The 15,346-nt window shown below is 62.5% G+C and carries 14 protein-coding genes; 7 read left to right on the forward strand and 7 right to left on the reverse strand.

Translation table 11 applies throughout. From position 1 onward, the window contains the following. Nucleotides 1-52: 52 nt before the first annotated feature. Nucleotides 53-424, forward strand: coding sequence for a DMT family protein (locus tag KIO74_RS00350; RefSeq protein ID WP_213329293.1), 372 nt, complete (start codon nucleotides 53-55; stop codon nucleotides 422-424). On the opposite strand, the gene KIO74_RS00355 is transcribed toward KIO74_RS00350, so the two are convergent. Both KIO74_RS00355 and KIO74_RS00360 read right to left on the reverse strand, forming a co-directional pair. Next, nucleotides 405-1,541 (reverse strand): PQQ-dependent sugar dehydrogenase, encoded by a 1,137-nt coding sequence (locus tag KIO74_RS00355; RefSeq protein ID WP_213329297.1) that lies wholly within the window; start codon nucleotides 1,539-1,541, stop codon nucleotides 405-407. The genes KIO74_RS00350 and KIO74_RS00355 overlap by 20 nt on opposite strands. Nucleotides 1,542-1,756: 215 nt before the next feature. Further along, on the reverse strand, nucleotides 1,757-1,972 hold the full coding sequence (locus tag KIO74_RS00360; RefSeq protein ID WP_213329300.1) for a hypothetical protein: 216 nt from the start codon (nucleotides 1,970-1,972) through the stop codon (nucleotides 1,757-1,759). Between the two features lie 236 nt (nucleotides 1,973-2,208). Here KIO74_RS00360 and KIO74_RS00365 point away from each other — a divergent pair, with 236 nt between their 5' ends. The 5 genes from KIO74_RS00365 to msrP all read left to right on the forward strand — a co-directional run bounded on the left by KIO74_RS00365 (nucleotide 2,209) and on the right by msrP (nucleotide 9,719). Beyond that, nucleotides 2,209-3,411: a pyridoxal phosphate-dependent aminotransferase gene (locus KIO74_RS00365; protein WP_213329313.1), complete on the forward strand. Its 1,203-nt coding sequence runs from the start codon at nucleotides 2,209-2,211 to the stop codon at nucleotides 3,409-3,411. 139 nt (nucleotides 3,412-3,550) lie between these two features. Further along, complete coding sequence (locus KIO74_RS00370; protein WP_249730817.1) at nucleotides 3,551-4,069, forward strand: DUF992 domain-containing protein; 519 nt, start codon at nucleotides 3,551-3,553, stop codon at nucleotides 4,067-4,069. Between the two features lie 302 nt (nucleotides 4,070-4,371). After that, entirely contained in the window at nucleotides 4,372-6,420 is a 2,049-nt protein-coding gene (locus KIO74_RS00375; protein WP_213329316.1) for an elongation factor G, read from the forward strand. 538 nt (nucleotides 6,421-6,958) lie between these two features. Then, nucleotides 6,959-8,692, forward strand: coding sequence for an AMP-binding protein (locus tag KIO74_RS00380; RefSeq protein WP_213329319.1), 1,734 nt, complete (start codon nucleotides 6,959-6,961; stop codon nucleotides 8,690-8,692). Nucleotides 8,693-8,783: 91 nt separating this feature from the next. Continuing rightward, nucleotides 8,784-9,719 (forward strand): protein-methionine-sulfoxide reductase catalytic subunit MsrP, encoded by a 936-nt coding sequence (gene msrP / locus KIO74_RS00385; RefSeq protein WP_213329321.1) that lies wholly within the window; start codon nucleotides 8,784-8,786, stop codon nucleotides 9,717-9,719. Between the two features lie 960 nt (nucleotides 9,720-10,679). On the opposite strand, the gene KIO74_RS00390 is transcribed toward msrP, so the two are convergent. The 3 genes from KIO74_RS00390 to KIO74_RS00400 form a co-directional block, all read right to left on the reverse strand. Next, the gene (locus KIO74_RS00390; RefSeq protein WP_213323335.1) at nucleotides 10,680-11,570 is read right to left on the reverse strand and encodes a LysR family transcriptional regulator; all 891 of its coding nucleotides are present in this window, start codon (nucleotides 11,568-11,570) and stop codon (nucleotides 10,680-10,682) included. A 54-nt stretch (nucleotides 11,571-11,624) separates the two neighbouring features. Continuing rightward, nucleotides 11,625-12,587 (reverse strand): thioredoxin-disulfide reductase, encoded by a 963-nt coding sequence (trxB, locus tag KIO74_RS00395; RefSeq protein WP_213329324.1) that lies wholly within the window; start codon nucleotides 12,585-12,587, stop codon nucleotides 11,625-11,627. A gap of 67 nt (nucleotides 12,588-12,654) precedes the next feature. Further along, nucleotides 12,655-13,629: a mitochondrial fission ELM1 family protein gene (locus KIO74_RS00400; protein WP_349629121.1), complete on the reverse strand. Its 975-nt coding sequence runs from the start codon at nucleotides 13,627-13,629 to the stop codon at nucleotides 12,655-12,657. Between the two features lie 112 nt (nucleotides 13,630-13,741). Here KIO74_RS00400 and KIO74_RS00405 point away from each other — a divergent pair, with 112 nt between their 5' ends. Further along, entirely contained in the window at nucleotides 13,742-14,221 is a 480-nt protein-coding gene (locus KIO74_RS00405) for an Lrp/AsnC family transcriptional regulator (protein ID WP_213329327.1), read from the forward strand. A 2-nt stretch (nucleotides 14,222-14,223) separates the two neighbouring features. Here KIO74_RS00405 and KIO74_RS00410 read toward each other — a convergent pair whose 3' ends face one another. Both KIO74_RS00410 and greA read right to left on the reverse strand, forming a co-directional pair. Next, a complete protein-coding gene (locus tag KIO74_RS00410; protein WP_213329330.1) occupies nucleotides 14,224-14,754 on the reverse strand; it encodes a hypothetical protein in 531 nt (176 codons plus the stop codon). A gap of 93 nt (nucleotides 14,755-14,847) precedes the next feature. After that, the gene (gene greA, locus KIO74_RS00415; RefSeq protein WP_213329332.1) at nucleotides 14,848-15,321 is read right to left on the reverse strand and encodes a transcription elongation factor GreA; all 474 of its coding nucleotides are present in this window, start codon (nucleotides 15,319-15,321) and stop codon (nucleotides 14,848-14,850) included. Nucleotides 15,322-15,346 lie beyond the last annotated feature (25 nt).

A 15,346-nucleotide genomic window follows, 5' to 3' on the forward strand; every position in this document is an offset into this window, starting at 1 on the left:
AATCGGGCAAAGCTTTAATGTGGGCGCACGATTCTCATCTTTCGAGCGCTCCATGCCACAGTTGTTCGCTCAGCCCTCCATGGCTGCCCTCGTGCCCATCGTCCTTCTTCTCCTGTCCAACGTGTTCATGACCGTCGCCTGGTACGGCCATCTCAATTACAAGTCGGCCCCGCTATGGGCCGTTGTTCTCGTCAGCTGGGGGATCGCCTTCTTCGAGTATTGTCTTGCGGTCCCGGCAAACCGCTTCGGCTCGGCGGTCTACTCGGCCGCCCAGCTCAAGACGATCCAGGAGGTCATCACCCTCATCGTGTTCGCGGGATTTTCAGTCACCGTCCTCAAGCAGCCGTTGACCATCAATCATGGCATCGGCTTCGCCCTGATCGCGCTCGGTGCGTCCTTCATCTTCAAGAGCCCGCCGGGATGATTCGCAAAAGGCGCCCGTCGTTTTCGTCGGTCAGAAGATAGATGAGGCCGTCCGGCCCCTGTCGGACATCGCGTATGCGCGCGCCGAGATCCGGGAGCAGGCGCTCCTCGCGAATCACACGATCTCCCTGAAGCTGGAGCCTGACCAGCATCTGGCCGGCGAGCGCGCCGGTAAACAGGCTGTTCTGCCAGCCTGGATAGCGATCACCGGTATAGAACACCATGCCGGAGGGAGCGATCGACGGATCCCAGTAGAAAATCGGCTGCTCCATGCCCTTCTGCGCGGTGCCCACCCCGATCTTGGCTCCGCTGTAGTGGGTGCCGTAGCCAATGACAGGCCAGCCGTAGTTGGCGCCCTTTTTGGAGATGTTGATTTCATCACCGCCGCGCGCGCCGTGTTCGATCGTCCAAAGCGTGTTCGTGCGGGGATTGATGGCTGCGGACTGCGGGTTGCGATGGCCGTAGGTCCAGATTTCGGGCTTCGCGCCACTGCGTCCTACGAAGGGATTGTCGCGGGGAACACTGCCGTCGCGGTTGATCCGCACGACCTTGCCGAGATGGTTGTCGAGATCCTGCGCCTTGTCGCGAAGGTCAAAGCGTTCCCCGAGCGTCACGAAGAGCGTGCCATCGGATGCAAAAGCTAGGCGAGAGCCGAAATGGTTGTTGCCGGAGTAAGCGGGCTCCTGCCGGAAGATCACCGCGACGTCACTCAGACGCGTGGCGCCCTCGTCGAGCTTGCCGCGGGCGACAGCCGTTCCTCCGAGCCCACCTTCGCGGGGCTCGGCGTAGGTCAGATAGATCAGGCGATTCGTCGCGAAATCCGGATCAAGCGCGACATCGAGCAGACCACCCTGGCCGCGCGCCCGCACGTCCGGAACGCCAGCTATTGGGGTGGCGTTGCCATTGCCGACGACACGGAGGCGCCCTGCGCGTTCCGTCACCAGCATGCGGCCGTCCGGCAGAAAGGCAACGCTCCAGGGATGATCGAGCCCGCGCGCGACTGTCTCGACGGTGAGGCCACCAAGACGCTGCCGCTCCGGAGCCGTTTGAGCCACCGCCGGGGCATTTGACAGGAAAGCCGCGCCAAGAAGCGCCAACCCGCACAGGATCATTCGCATCAGATCTTCTCCCGCTCGGACGGTCGGGCTCTCGCCCGGCAACGCCCATGCCCTCGCCTTGCTACGATCTTCGCATACAAGGCATAAAGGAGGAGATCTATTCAAAGATCCCAGCCATTCATCTGTCCGGGATCAATATTTTGCGAGTGATTGTGAAGCTGACGTGCCAGATTGCAGAAAAAGTCCCATCATCCGGCTTCCGCGTTATTGACGAATTATGATACGCGGGTCACGGCCCCTTCAGGAGCACGCACAGTATTCGTCGAGGCAATATGGTTGATCGCTGTCACAGCGATAGTCGCGACCGTCAGGACGACGACCAGCATCAGCGACATCTTGAACTGACGCGCGACTTCAACGCGCGACATGCTGCTAACCGCGTTACCCGACTTACGAATATCCGACATGCGGATAGGATCACTTAGACGCATGATGAGCTCCCCTGAGCCCGAGTGAGACTGTCCAGACATTAGATCCATCCGCAACAAATGGTCGTGCGATGGCACACAATGGCAGATGCCATCCAGCCTGGCTTCCTGAAGTGAACGGCGGGGTTAATGGAAAGTTCCCTGAATCGTCGCCGCGCTGCTTGCAATAGCTTGCGCGGCGGCCTTCGGCGGACTAGTGTCCGGCGCCTTTTCACGCATCTTTGAAGGAGTGCAGGTCCATGGCCTTTCTTGCCGATGCTTTGTCACGCATCAAGCCGTCCGCAACCATCATGCTGACGCAGAAAGCCCGCGACCTGAAAGCGACGGGACGCGACGTGATCTCGCTCTCCGTCGGCGAGCCGGACTTCGATACGCCAGACAATATCAAGGAAGCGGCGATCGCCGCTATCCGCCGCGGCGAGACGAAGTATACGCCCGTTCCCGGCATCGTGCAGCTCCGCGAGGCGATCACGCGCAAGTTCAAGCGCGAGAACGAGCTCGACTACAAGCCTTCGCAGGTGATCGTCGGTACCGGCGGCAAGCATGTCATTTACAACGCCTTCCTCGCCACGCTGAACGCCGGCGACGAGGTCGTCATCCCGGCGCCTTACTGGGTGAGCTATCCGGAAATCGTGGTGCTCTGCGGCGGCACGCCCGTGCCTGTGCTCACCACCATCGACAACAACTTCAAGCTGCAGGCGGAAGACCTGGAGCGCGCATTGACGCCGAAGACCAAGTGGGTCCTCCTGAACTCGCCGTCCAACCCGTCAGGCGCGGCCTATTCCTATGAGGAAATGAAGGCGATTACTGACGTGCTCGTCCGCCATCCGCATGTCTGGGTCCTGACGGACGACATGTATGAGCATCTCGTCTATGGCGACTTCAAATTCGTTACGCCCGCCCAGGTCGAGCCTTCGCTGCATGAGCGCACGCTGACGATGAACGGCGTGTCGAAGGCCTATGCGATGACCGGCTGGCGCATTGGCTATGCGGCGGGGCCCGAGCATCTCATCAGGGCCATGGATATGGTGCAGGGGCAGCAGACCTCTGGCGCCTGCTCGATCGCGCAATGGGCGGCCGTTGAGGCGCTGGACGGGCCGCAGGACCATCTCGGGGTGTTCCGCAAAGCCTTCGAGGAGCGCCGCGCGCTGGTCGTATCCATGCTCAACCAGGCCCGTGGGCTGAGCTGCCCGATGCCGGAAGGCGCGTTCTATGTCTATCCGTCCTGCGCGCCGCTAATGGGCAAAACGGCGCCGTCCGGCAAGGTCATCGAAACCGACGAGGATTTCGTGATGGAACTGCTCGCGACTGAGGGTGTCGCGGCGGTGCACGGCTCCTCCTTCGGTCTCGGGCCTAACCTGCGCATCAGCTACGCCACCTCGATCGACAAGCTCGAGGATGCCTGCTCGCGTATTCAGCGCTTCTGCGCCGAGCTGCGCTGATGACTTTAGGCAGCCGGGGGCGGAACCGCCGGCTGCCTCACCCCGTTGGGTAGACGTTTCGAATGCCAGGTCATCACTTGCCAAGGCTACGCGTGGCAAGACTGCCCTTGGCGGTCACTGCGATTGGCAGGAGGGGCTTATGGGATTGGTTAGCTTTACACGAAAGATCTTTGTGCGTGCTCTCGGACTCGCGGCTGTCGGCGGCCTCATGGCAGCCGCGCCGGTGTTCACGAGCGCGGCTGAGGCCCAGAGCGGGGGGAATGTCCGCGTCGGCCGGCTCACGTGCTCGGTTTCCGGGGGCGCCGGTTTCATCATCACCTCCTCGAAGGCACTGAGTTGCGTGTTCAGAGGTACGGGCGGGCGGCGTGACCACTATGCCGGCACCATTCGCAAGTTCGGCCTCGATATCGGCGCCACCACCGGCGGCACCATGATCTGGGATGTGTATGCCACCGGAAACCGCACCGTCGCGGGGATGCTCGCTGGAACCTATGCGGGCGTGTCGGGCGAGGCGACCGTCGTTGGTGGCGTGGGCGCCAATGTGCTCGTTGGCGGATCTCGCCGCTCCATCAGCCTGCAGCCTCTTTCGATCCAGGGCCAGGAGGGCTTCAACCTCGCCCTCGGCGTCGCTGACCTTCAGCTGCACAGCGTCCGCTGAATTCCAAGCGCGCGACCTGCCTTTCTACCAAGGCGGGTGAATCCGGGGCAGGCACGCACTGCGATCCCAATCCAGGGCGCCGCTTCAACGCGGCGCTTGATTCTCGCGCCCGTTAGCGAGACGATTGCCGTTCTGGGCCGCAAAGAGCCCGCGAGAATGGCGATCCTGCCGGGCGCTCTTCCGCACCTTGGACACATTCTCACACCCATGCGCGTCCGGCGTGATGCTGGCCGCGCGGGAACCAGGCACGACTGCCGGGGCGCTCCGCCCCCGGCAGGGATTGGGCTGGAGAGGAGAATGCCATGGGAGATCAAGGCGGGAGAGTATCCGCTGGGCCGCGATGCATCGCCATCGTGGGTCCCCAGCAAAGCGGTAAGACAACGTTGCTGGAGGCGCTTCTTGCACGGGCCGGTGGGCTCGACCGTCAGGGCCGCGTTGCCGACGGCAATACGGTGGGCGATGCCAGTCCGGAAGCGCGCGCTCATTTGATGAGCGTGGAAGCCAATGTCGCTTCGCTCGAATTCCTGGGCGAGAGCTATACGTTCATCGATTGCCCCGGTTCCCTCGAATTTCGCCACGACATGTGCGCAGTCTTGCCGGCTTGCGATGCGGCCATCGTTGTCTGCGAGGCGGATGTCCGCAAACTGCACGCGCTGGAAGTCGTCCTGCGCGAACTCGAAGAGGCGGGCATTCCACGCCTCATCTTTCTGAACAAGGTCGATACCTCGTCTCTGGAGGTGAGGGATGCGCTTGGGCTGCTGCAGGCCGCATCGCGCACCCCTCTGCTGATGCGCCAGATCCCGATCTGGAATGACGGCATTGCCGTCGGCTTCATCGATCTCGCGCTGGAGAGGGCCTTCATCTATCGCGAACATGCGGCGAGTGAGGTCGTCGACCTGCCGGAGGCAGAGCTGTCTGCCGAGAAGGAGGCACGCTTCTCGATGCTCGAGAAGCTCGCGGATTATGACGACACCTTGATGGAAGCCCTGCTCGAGGAGATCGAGCCGCCGCGTGACCGTGTCTTCGATGATCTGGCGCGTGAGTTGCGGGAGCAGCACGTCGTGCCCGTCCTCATCGGCGCGAGCGAACGCGGCAACGGCGTCACGCGTCTATTGAAGGCGCTTCGGCATGAAGTGCCGGGTGTCGAAGGCGTGGTGAGACGGCTCGGCGTCGGGTCGGATGGGCCGGCGCTGGCGCAGGTCATGAAGACAACGCATCTGGCGCAGGGCGGCAAGCTTTCGCTCGTGCGGGTGCTGCGCGGCAACCTGACCGAAGGTGACACTGTAACCGGTTCCGGTGGCAACGAGGCCCGTATCGCGGGCATTTTGCGCCAGAACGGCGGGGCGACCACCCGCCTGCCGACGGCGGGTCTCGGGGACACGGTGGCCCTCGCGCGGCTGGAAGGGATCGCGACTGGCGAAACACTCAGTGCGGGGCGGACGGCGCCGGAGCCGCTCGTGAGCATCGCGGCGCCGCAGCCTGTCTACGCCTGCGCGCTGGTGACGACCGACCTCAAGGACGACGTGCGTTTGACGGCGGCGCTCGCCAAGCTCATGGAGGGCGATCCGTCGCTTGTTGTCGAACAGCGGCCCGAGCTTGGGGAATTGCGTCTGGCGGGGCAGGGCGAAATGCATCTGCGGGTGGCGCTGGAGCGTCTCGCCAATCGTTATGGCGTGCAAGTCGCGGTGCGCAAGCCGCAGGTCGCCTATCGCGAGACCATCCGTAACACGGCCTCCGCCCGGGGGCGGCACAAGAAACAATCGGGCGGCCACGGTCAATACGGCGACGTGGTCATCGACATCGCCCCCCTCAATCGCGGCGACGGCATGATCTTCGCGGATATGATCAGCGGCGGGGTCATACCCCGGCAGTATATCTCGTCGGTGGAAGCGGGCGTGCGCGAGGCGACAGGCAAGGGACCGCTCGGTTTCCCTGTGGTCGATGTCGAGGTGACCCTCAAGGACGGCTCCTATCATACGGTCGATTCCTCGGACATGGCTTTTCGCGCCGCCGCACGCCTTGCGCTCGCGGATGCCCTGCCCAAGGCCAGTCCGGTCCTCCTGGAGCCCGTGCTCGGGGTTGAACTGGCGGTGCCGTCCGAGGTTATGGTGAAGATCACCGGCCTGATCTCGGCGCGGCGGGGCCAGATCCTTGGGTATGACAAGCGGCCGGGCTGGGACGGATGGGATATGGTGAAGGCCCATATTCCGGAGGCCGAAATCAGCGACATGATTATCGAGCTGCGTTCGGCGACCCAGGGGGTGGGAACCTTCTCGTCAAGCTTCGATCATTTCGCGGAACTGACGGGCAAGGCCGCTGAAATGGTCGCGCAGCAGGCCGCGCACGCCTGATTGGGGTCATTCGGCGCGGAGCGGATGAACCATCTGGAGCGCCCGGATGCTGAAAGGTGTCCGGGCGCCAACTTTTGGTCCATCATCGCGGGCGATGATGTTCCTGACTTTGCACCGGTGATTGCGCTCTGGCTTCGGCAGGTTGGGCATGTGGACAGTGGCCGCGGTGAAGCCACCGGAACCTCCGTCGTCATTCCGGGGCGGGCCGGAAGGCCCGAGCCCGGAACCCATGTACACAACGCCAGACAAACAGAGGGCCGTGTCCAACGCGTCTTCTTTTCCGACGCCATGTTCATGGTTTCCGGGCTCTTCGCCGACGCGAAGCCCCGGAATGACGCGATCTTCGGCAAGGCCACGCGACCAACTGTCCGCTCACCTCGAGCCTGTCCTGCGCCCCTGGGGTTCGCTGGAAATGCTCTAGGCCCTTGTTTCCACGCATTTTCTCCACGCGAACCGGTTCCCACTTCGCTGGAAAATGCTCTAGTCTGTCCACCGGCGCGGCATGCGCCGTGCAAGAACAAGATCGGGAAGGCAAGGGATGGCGGGCGAGGATAGGGGAGGCGAGACCCATCTCGCCACGAATGAGACGGCGCCCTGGTTCTCGGCTTATCCAGACTCAATCCCTCACGCGATAGAGCCGCGCGGCACCCTGGCGGATCTGTTCAGCACGGCGATCGCGCAGTTCGACAGCCGCCCGGCCTTCAAGAGCTTCGGCTCGGTATTGAGCTACCGGGCTCTTGGGCAGGCGGCTGACAAAGTCACCGCCTGGCTGCAGGCGCAAGGATTCGTGAAGGGCGACCGGATCGCCATCATGATGCCGAACGTGCTCGCCTTTCCCGCGGTGATGATCGGCGCCATCCGCGGCGGTTACACGGTCGTCAATGTCAATCCGCTCTATACCGCGATCGAGCTGACCCACCAGCTCCAGGATGCGGGCGCGCGTGCCATGTTCGTCCTGGAGAATTTCGCACATACCGTCGAGATGGCGCGGCCGGATCTCGGGCTCGACGCCGTTGTGGTGGTCGCCCCCGGCGATCTCATGGGGTGGAAGGGCCATCTCGTCAACGCCGTTTCGCGGCACATGAAGCGCGCCGTGCCGCCCTTCGCCTTGCCGGGACACCACAGGCTCAGCGCCATCATGGCCGCCCCGGCCGGACGGGTGTCACCCGTCGCCATCGACGGCGCGGATATCGCTTTCCTGCAATACACCGGGGGGACCACGGGAACACCGAAGGGCGCGATGCTGACGCACCGCAATATCGTCGCCAATGTCGCCCAGATCCGCGCCTGGGTCGGCGCCTGGGTGCCCGATGGCCTCGAAGGGCAGGTTATGGTGACGGCGTTGCCCCTCTATCATATCTTCTCACTGACCGCCTGCTGTATCAGCCGCTTCGTCTGCGGCGCCTGCTCGCTTCTGATCGCCAATCCGCGTGATATCGCGGGGCTGGTGAAGACCCTCCAGAAGGAGCGCTTCACGATGCTCTGCGGCGTGAACACCCTGTTCAATGCCATCCTGAACCATCCGGGAGCGAAGGAGATCGACTTCTCACGGCTTGCCTTTTGCGTGTCGGGAGGCATGGCGACCCAGGCGGCGGTGGCGGAGCGCTGGAAGGACCTGACGGGCCAGCCGATCATCGAGGGCTATGGCCTTTCGGAAACCTCGCCCGTGGTGTCCGTCAACCGGCTCGATATCGAGGCGTTCACGGGCACAATCGGCTATCCCCTGCCGTCGACCAAGGTGGTCATCCGTGCCCCGGGCGCGAGCGATGATTTGCCGATCGGCAGCGTTGGCGAGCTGTGCGTGCGTGGCCCGCAGGTGATGGCCGGTTACTGGCGACAACCGGACGCGACAGCCGCGGTGATGACCGCGGACGGCTTCTTCCGCACCGGCGATCTTGCCGTGATGGAAGCGGATGGCGCGTTGCGGATCGTCGATCGCATCAAGGACATGGTGATCGTCTCGGGTTTCAACGTCTATCCGACCGAGGTGGAGGACGTGCTGGTGCGGCATCCGAAGGTACTGGAGGCGGCCGTGATCGGCTTGCCGGACGCGCAGTCGGGTGAAATGGTCGCTGCTTACATCGTGCGGCGCGATGCGAGCCTGACGGATGAGGAGATCAGGACCTTCGCGCGCCAGTCGCTTACGCCTTACAAGATGCCGCGGCAGATCATCTTCTGCGACAGCCTGCCGAAGTCCAATGTGGGCAAGGTCCTGCGCCGCGTCCTGCGCGAGACCGTGCTCGACGGGCATCCGTCGGCGTCAAGCACCTGAACGTGATTTGCGCTTCGCGCGCGAGAGGCGCTTCCTCTGGCGCAACAGACGTCAGCGCTGGAAATCAGCGCCACAAGCGATGGGGCCGTGTATGTTCGTCAGAGCAAAACGTGGCTGGGATATTCCCGAACGTGAAGCTGTTGAAGAGGCGATCTTTCTCAATCGCCGCGCTTTCATGGCGGGTGGTACCGCGATGGCGCTTGCCGCCGGCGGGCAGGCACTTGCCGCAGACAGCCCCTATCCGGCGGCCCGCAATGATCGCTACAAGCTCGCCCAGCCGGTGACGCCGGAGAGCGACAACACCAACTACAACAATTTCTACGAGTTCGGCTTCTCCAAGCGCGTCGCCTCCGCAGCCGAGGCGCTGCCGATCTCGCCTTGGACGGTCAAGATTGACGGCCTCGTCGAGAAGCCGTTCGAGATCGCCTTCGAGGATCTTCTGCGGCGCGTCAGCCTGGAGGAGCGCCTCTATCGGCACCGCTGCGTCGAGGCATGGTCAATGGCCGTGCCATGGACGGGCTTTCCGATGCGCGCATTGGTGGATATGGCGCGACCGCTCGGCTCTGCCAAATATGTCGTGATGAAGACCTTCCTCAATCCGAAGGTGGCGCCCGCGCAGAAGCAGACGTGGTATCCTTGGCCCTATACTGAGGGGCTCACCATCGCCGAGGCGACCAATGAGCTCACATTCATGGTCACGGGCGCCTACGGCAAACCGTTGCCCAAGGTGATGGGCGCGCCGATCAGGCTGGCGACTCCCTGGAAATACGGCTTCAAGTCCATCAAGTCGATCGTCGCCATCTCCTTCTCGGAGACGCGTCCGGTCAGCTATTGGGAGAGCCTGCAAAACTCCGAGTACGGCTTCTGGGCCAATGTGAACCCCGATGTTGCCCATCCCCGCTGGAGCCAGGCGCGCGAGGAGGTGCTGGGCACGGGCGAATATCGGCCGACCGTGATCTACAACGGCTACGGGGAATACGTCGCCGACATGTACAAGGGAATGGAAGGGGAACGCCTCTTCATGTAGAGGCTCCTGTCTCGCAGGACGTCGATTTCCCGGTGAAGATGCTGGCCATCGGGACGCTTAGAACAAGCCGGTCCGCAAAGACATCATCTGGCTCACAGCGTCGGGGCAACGCGCTCGACCAGGCCCACAAAGAAAAGGAGCCGGATCTCCGCTAGGGAAATCCGGCCCGAGTTAATGTCTGACCGAAGTCAGAACACTTCCAGAGGGGAACGGCCGAAAACAAGCTCTACGCCGGGAGGTGGTGCGGAGCCCAACGTCTTCAGCCACGATCAATATGATAGAGTTTCTGCCTTTTTGCAATGCAACATGTGACATGACTGCTATGCAGTTGCCGCATATTTAGTCGGTAAGTCCTGCTGATACCCGTACAACTTGGCCGTTCGCGCGGATGCGGCTGCTGAAAAAATCAATCATCTTAGACCGTTAATGGGCATCCGGAACTGCTTGAACGTGGCGGCAAGAATCCGTTGACTCTTTTAAAAAAATTCAAACTGGCTCTTCCCGAGCGGCATTTAACGCTAAAATTCCGCATGGTTGCGAATTTCAAGGTACTTAAATACCCGAATCACTTTGACAAGGATGGCCGGCTTGTATGTCTCAGCTCAGTTCGGCGATTGGCTTAGATCTGATTGACGCTGTCGAATCGTGCGATGGATGCATGCGAGCCCGCCCGTGGACAGCGAAAACCATTGCGCGCCGCAACCTGCTGATTTTTTAGGCACAGAGATAACGGGTTTGGTTGCCACTTTTTGAGTTGGAATTGACGGTTATTCCCAATTCAGACTTCTAGGCGACCCCGTGACTAACGAGGCGGGCCTGATGCGACATCGCGTCTAACGACGAGGTCGAGCTTCGCGAGGCTCGATAGAATCCGAAATGCCGCGAGGCCGCACGCGCTGGTTGCGCGCGCTCGATCCGTGATGGCGGCAAGGCGGCGCACGTGCCTCACGAAGCCCTTGGTCAGTAGGTCCAGCGTTGGGCCTTGCTGATCAGGAAGTCCCGGAAAACCTGGACGCGCGCCACATTCTTCATCTCTTCGGGAAAGACGAGGTAGCTGTCGAGCGACGGCATCTCCACATCGGTGAGGATCTGCACAAGGCCAAGCCCGGGTTCGACGAGATAGTCCGGCAAGACCGCTATACCTGAGCCCTTCTCCGTGGCCTTCTTGAGCGCCGTGATATTGTTGACCACGAGGTGATAGGCGCGCGGGTCCTTGACGTCGCGGCCCGCCGTCGCGAGCCAATGGGCGGCGAGCAGATAATGCGGGATCGCGCCGCCGAATGTCAGGATGCGGTGGCTGTCGAGATCGGCGAGCTTGTCCGGCTGGCCGAAGCGCTTGAGATACTCGGTGGACGCATAGACATGGAAATGCACTGTGAACAGCCGTCGCTGGATCAGGTCACCCTGAACCGGCTGGCGCAGCCGGATCGCGACGTCGGCCTCGCGCATGGAGAGGTCGAGTTCCTCATCGGTAAGAATAAGCTCGACGCGCACGTCGGGATAAAGGTCCAGGAATTCGCCGAGGCGCGGCGTCAGCCAATGTGATCCGAGCCCCAGTGTCGTGGTGACGCGCAGATTACCCGAGGGGCGTTCCCGGGATTCGGCGAGACGGGCGCGGGTCGAGTCGAGCCGCATGGTCATGTCCCGCGCGGCGCGGAACAATAGCTCGCCCTGCTCGGTCAGGATGAGGCCACGGGCGTGTCGATGAAACAGTGGCGCCTTCAGCTCTCGCTCAAGAGCGCTGACCTGCCGGCTGACGGCAGACTGGCTGAGGCCGAGATCATCGCCGGCCCGGGTGAAACTCCCTGCTTCAGCAACTGTGTAGAAGATACGAACTTTGTCCCAATCCACGGCCGCCCCCCGGGCGTTTCTTCGTTATCATCACTCTATCGTCGTCGAGCACGATCATTCGGCAGCCCGAAGGTCGGCCTCGCCGGTGACAAGCCAGCGTTCTGCCTCGAGCGCGGCCATGCAGCCGAGGCCGGCGGCTGTCACCGCTTGCCGGAAAACCTCGTCCGTGACATCGCCGGCGGCGAAGACGCCGGGGACCGACGTCGCGGTGGAGCCGGGCACTGTGCGGATATAGCCCGACGGTGTCAGATCAAGCTGTCCCACGACGAGCTCGCTTGCCGGCTTGTGGCCGATCGCGATGAACACGCCATCGGTCTCCCGCTCGGTGATCTCGCCCGTCAGCACATTGCGAAGACGCACGCCGGTCACATTGAGCGGCGCCTCATTGCCGCGAATTTCGTTGAGTTCGCTGTTCCACACCACATCGATGCGAGGATGCTCGAACAGCCGCTGCTGCAGAATACGCTCGGCGCGCAGGCTGTCGCGGCGATGGACAAGAGTGACCTTGGCGGCGATCTGCGCGAGATAGAGCGCTTCCTCGACGGCCGTATTGCCGCCGCCGATAACGATGACCGACTTGTTGCGGAAGAAGAAGCCATCGCAGGTGGCGCAGGCCGACACGCCGAAGCCTTGAAACTTGTGTTCGGACGGCAGGCCGAGCCAGCGAGCCTGCGCCCCGGTCGCGATGATCAGCGCGTCAGCCGAATAGGTGTCTCCCCCGTCGCCCTTGACCTGGAAGGGCCGGCGGCTGAGGTCGATCGCGGAAATATGGTCGTTGATCAGCCTGGTGCCGACATGCTCGGCTTGCAGACGCATCTGCTCGACAAGCCAAGGCCCCTGGATGACATCCGCAAAACCGGGATAGTTCTCGACATCCGTCGTGATCGTAAGCTGTCCGCCTTGCTGCAGTCCTGTGACCAATACCGGCTCAAGCATTGCCCGCGCTGCATAGATCGCAGCCGTATAGCCTGCCGGCCCGGAGCCGACGATCAAAACTTTACTATGCGTGTGGCTCATGATCAGGTCCAGAACGCAGCAGCTAAACACGCTGTCCGCGGGCGCGGCCTCAAGGCCGCGAGAAGGGTTACAAATTTGAACGATACCGCTTGAAAGCAGCAGCGATCGCATCCGCTATAGTCACGGTTGAATTTAATGGCAGGTATGCTCCCACTTCAAGCCTTCCGGTAAAAGGACGCACAGCTCCTGCCGACGTGAGGCCTTCCAGCAACGCTTTGATCTTACGGTGGCCACCCGAGGGCTCGTAAACCAGGATCGGCACGCCGGTGACAGCAGCCTCCGCGACCATGTTGGCCGAATCGGCCGTCACGACGACCGAATCGGCGAGCGCCAGCAGGGCGATGTAGGGATTCTCCCCCTGACCATCCCAGATATAGCCCCTGGCGCGGGCCACAACCTCCGACACCGCGTTGGCGAGGGCAGGGGACGTCCGTCGCGAAAGCGTTACCATCAGCGACACGTCAGAGGCTGCGAGGTCGCCGAGGAGCCCCGCAAAACGAGCGATGTCTTCCGCGGTGAAGCTGTGGTGGCGGCTATCGCCGCCCACGACGACGGCCGCGCGCGGCTTCGGCAATTCCGCGAGGAAAGGCGGCGGCGCGGTCCGCGCGGCGATGAGCCGCTCGGCCGTGATACGATGCGGACTTGTCAGCGTGGCGATGACATTCGGGCCGCGCAGGCGATCGTGAGCCGGCACCCAGATCAGATCGGCGGCGCCGGTTCCGGTCCGTGGGTCCTTGAGGATGACGGTGAAAGTTCGGCCGCGCGACGCGCGTTTTACATGGCGGACATAGGCGATAGCACGCCGACCGGACGCGATGAGGATGTCAGGGAATGGTGGGGCGACCGGGCTTCCCGAACGCGATGGCGCCTCACGCGGGTCGATCGGTCCATAGGGCATCGCCCAGGAAAATGGGGCACGCGGGGCTATCCGGCGAACGGAGGGCGTGAGACCCAGCGCCTCGGCGACCGCAAGGCACTGTCCTTCGTCGCCGATCTTGCCATCCGTCACCACCCATGACGTTGTATCAGCCGGCAGAATCACGACAGGCTCCGATTACGGTGCGCATGGTGGCTATCGCCCGACAGCCGCGCTTGTGTCAGTCTGCTCACCGGTCTACACAGCCTTCGCACCTGCGGGAAGGGATGGTTTCCCCTTGCGTTTCACTTTGGACGATACTGACTGGAAAATTCTGGCGGAGTTGCAGTCCGAAGGACGCATAACGAACGTCGAGCTCGCCAAGCGCGCGGGTCTGTCCGCTCCTCCCTGCCTCAGGCGGGTGCGTGCGCTCGAGGAGGCAGGCCTCATCAAGGGCTATCGCGCCATTCTTGATGAAAGACAGCTTGGCTACGAGGTGACCTGCTTTGCGATGGTTCATCTCGCCAGTCAGGCGGAGACCGATCTCGCCCAGTTCGAGGCGCGCATCCGGGCTTGGCCCCTGGTGCGGGAATGCTGGACCCTGTCCGGCGACATCGACTATCTCCTGAAATGCGTCGCGCCGGACCTAAAGTCGTTCCAGTCCTTCGTGCTGGAACTGACCGGATTGCCCAATGTGCGTAATGTACGCACGGCCATCACCCTTGATCAGGTCAAGGATGCGCCGATCATGCCATTTCCGGACAAGGAGACGGTGTAAAGTTACGGGTGGAAGTAGCTCTTCACCCAACGGGCGAAGTTCGTCGACAGGTACACCAGCCGCAGTTGATCGATGTTCGGCAGGTACCAGGCACCGGCCCCGTCGGAGGGCAAGGCGAGCAGAATATGTTGCTTGGCGAGCGTCTCGCCCGTCGAGGAGATGACGAAAGCATCGCCCTCGAGATAGTCGGTGGAGCTTCCGCCATCCATGGGCAGATCACCGCCGTCGCCACCGACGAAGCTCGTCAACGTCACGCCGGTGATAATGACCTGAAGGGTCGCGCCGGTCTTCGACGTCGTTCGCCGGTCAGCGAACTCCTTGGTGAGCTGGGCGGCGGTGGCCTGCTGGATGATGGCCGCCCAGTCAGTCAACCCTTTGGCCTGCAACGGAGACACATCAACGCTGATCGCTGAATATTGCAGTGTCGCTGCGACTTCGGCTGGAAGCTTGAGGTCGCCCCTCGATACGCAGCCTGCCAGAATGAGGGCCGCCAGTACGCCAGCGGCGGCGGTGCGACGTGATACGCTACGCATGACGGTCCCTCCTGCTTACTCTTTTAACGCGAATTCCAGGCTCGCGGTTCACTTGCGCCGCAGAGATGCCAGCCTGCCAAAAAAGGCGCGGGACTAGATGAAAGCGACTTTGACGATCTCGTAGGACTTGCCGCCGCCGGGCGTATTGACCTCGACCGTGTCGCCGACGGATTTGCCGATGAGCGCGCGAGCGACGGGGGACGTGATCGACATCTTGCCGCGGCGCACGTCCGCCTCGGGCTCGCCGACGATCTGATAGACGCGTTCTTCCTCGGTGTCCTCGTCGACGAGGGTCACGGTCGCACCGAACTTGACGCTCTTTCCATCGAGTTTGCTGACATCGATGATGTCAGCGCGCGAAATCAGGCCCTCGAGCTCCTGTACGCGGCCTTCATTGAGGCCCTGGGCTTCCTTCGCCGCGTGATACTCGGCATTCTCAGACAAATCGCCCAACGCACGCGCTTCCGCGATCGCCTGGATGATGCGCGGACGCTCCTGCTGCTGGCGGTGCTTCAACTCCGTTTCCAGAGCAGCGTAGCCCGCCGCGGTCATCGGGATCTTCTCCATTCGTCCTTCTCTCGCAATACAATGT

Origin of the sequence: Chelatococcus sp. HY11 (genome assembly GCF_018398335.1) — a bacterium.
In the GTDB taxonomy this organism is placed as follows: domain Bacteria; phylum Pseudomonadota; class Alphaproteobacteria; order Rhizobiales; family Beijerinckiaceae; genus Chelatococcus.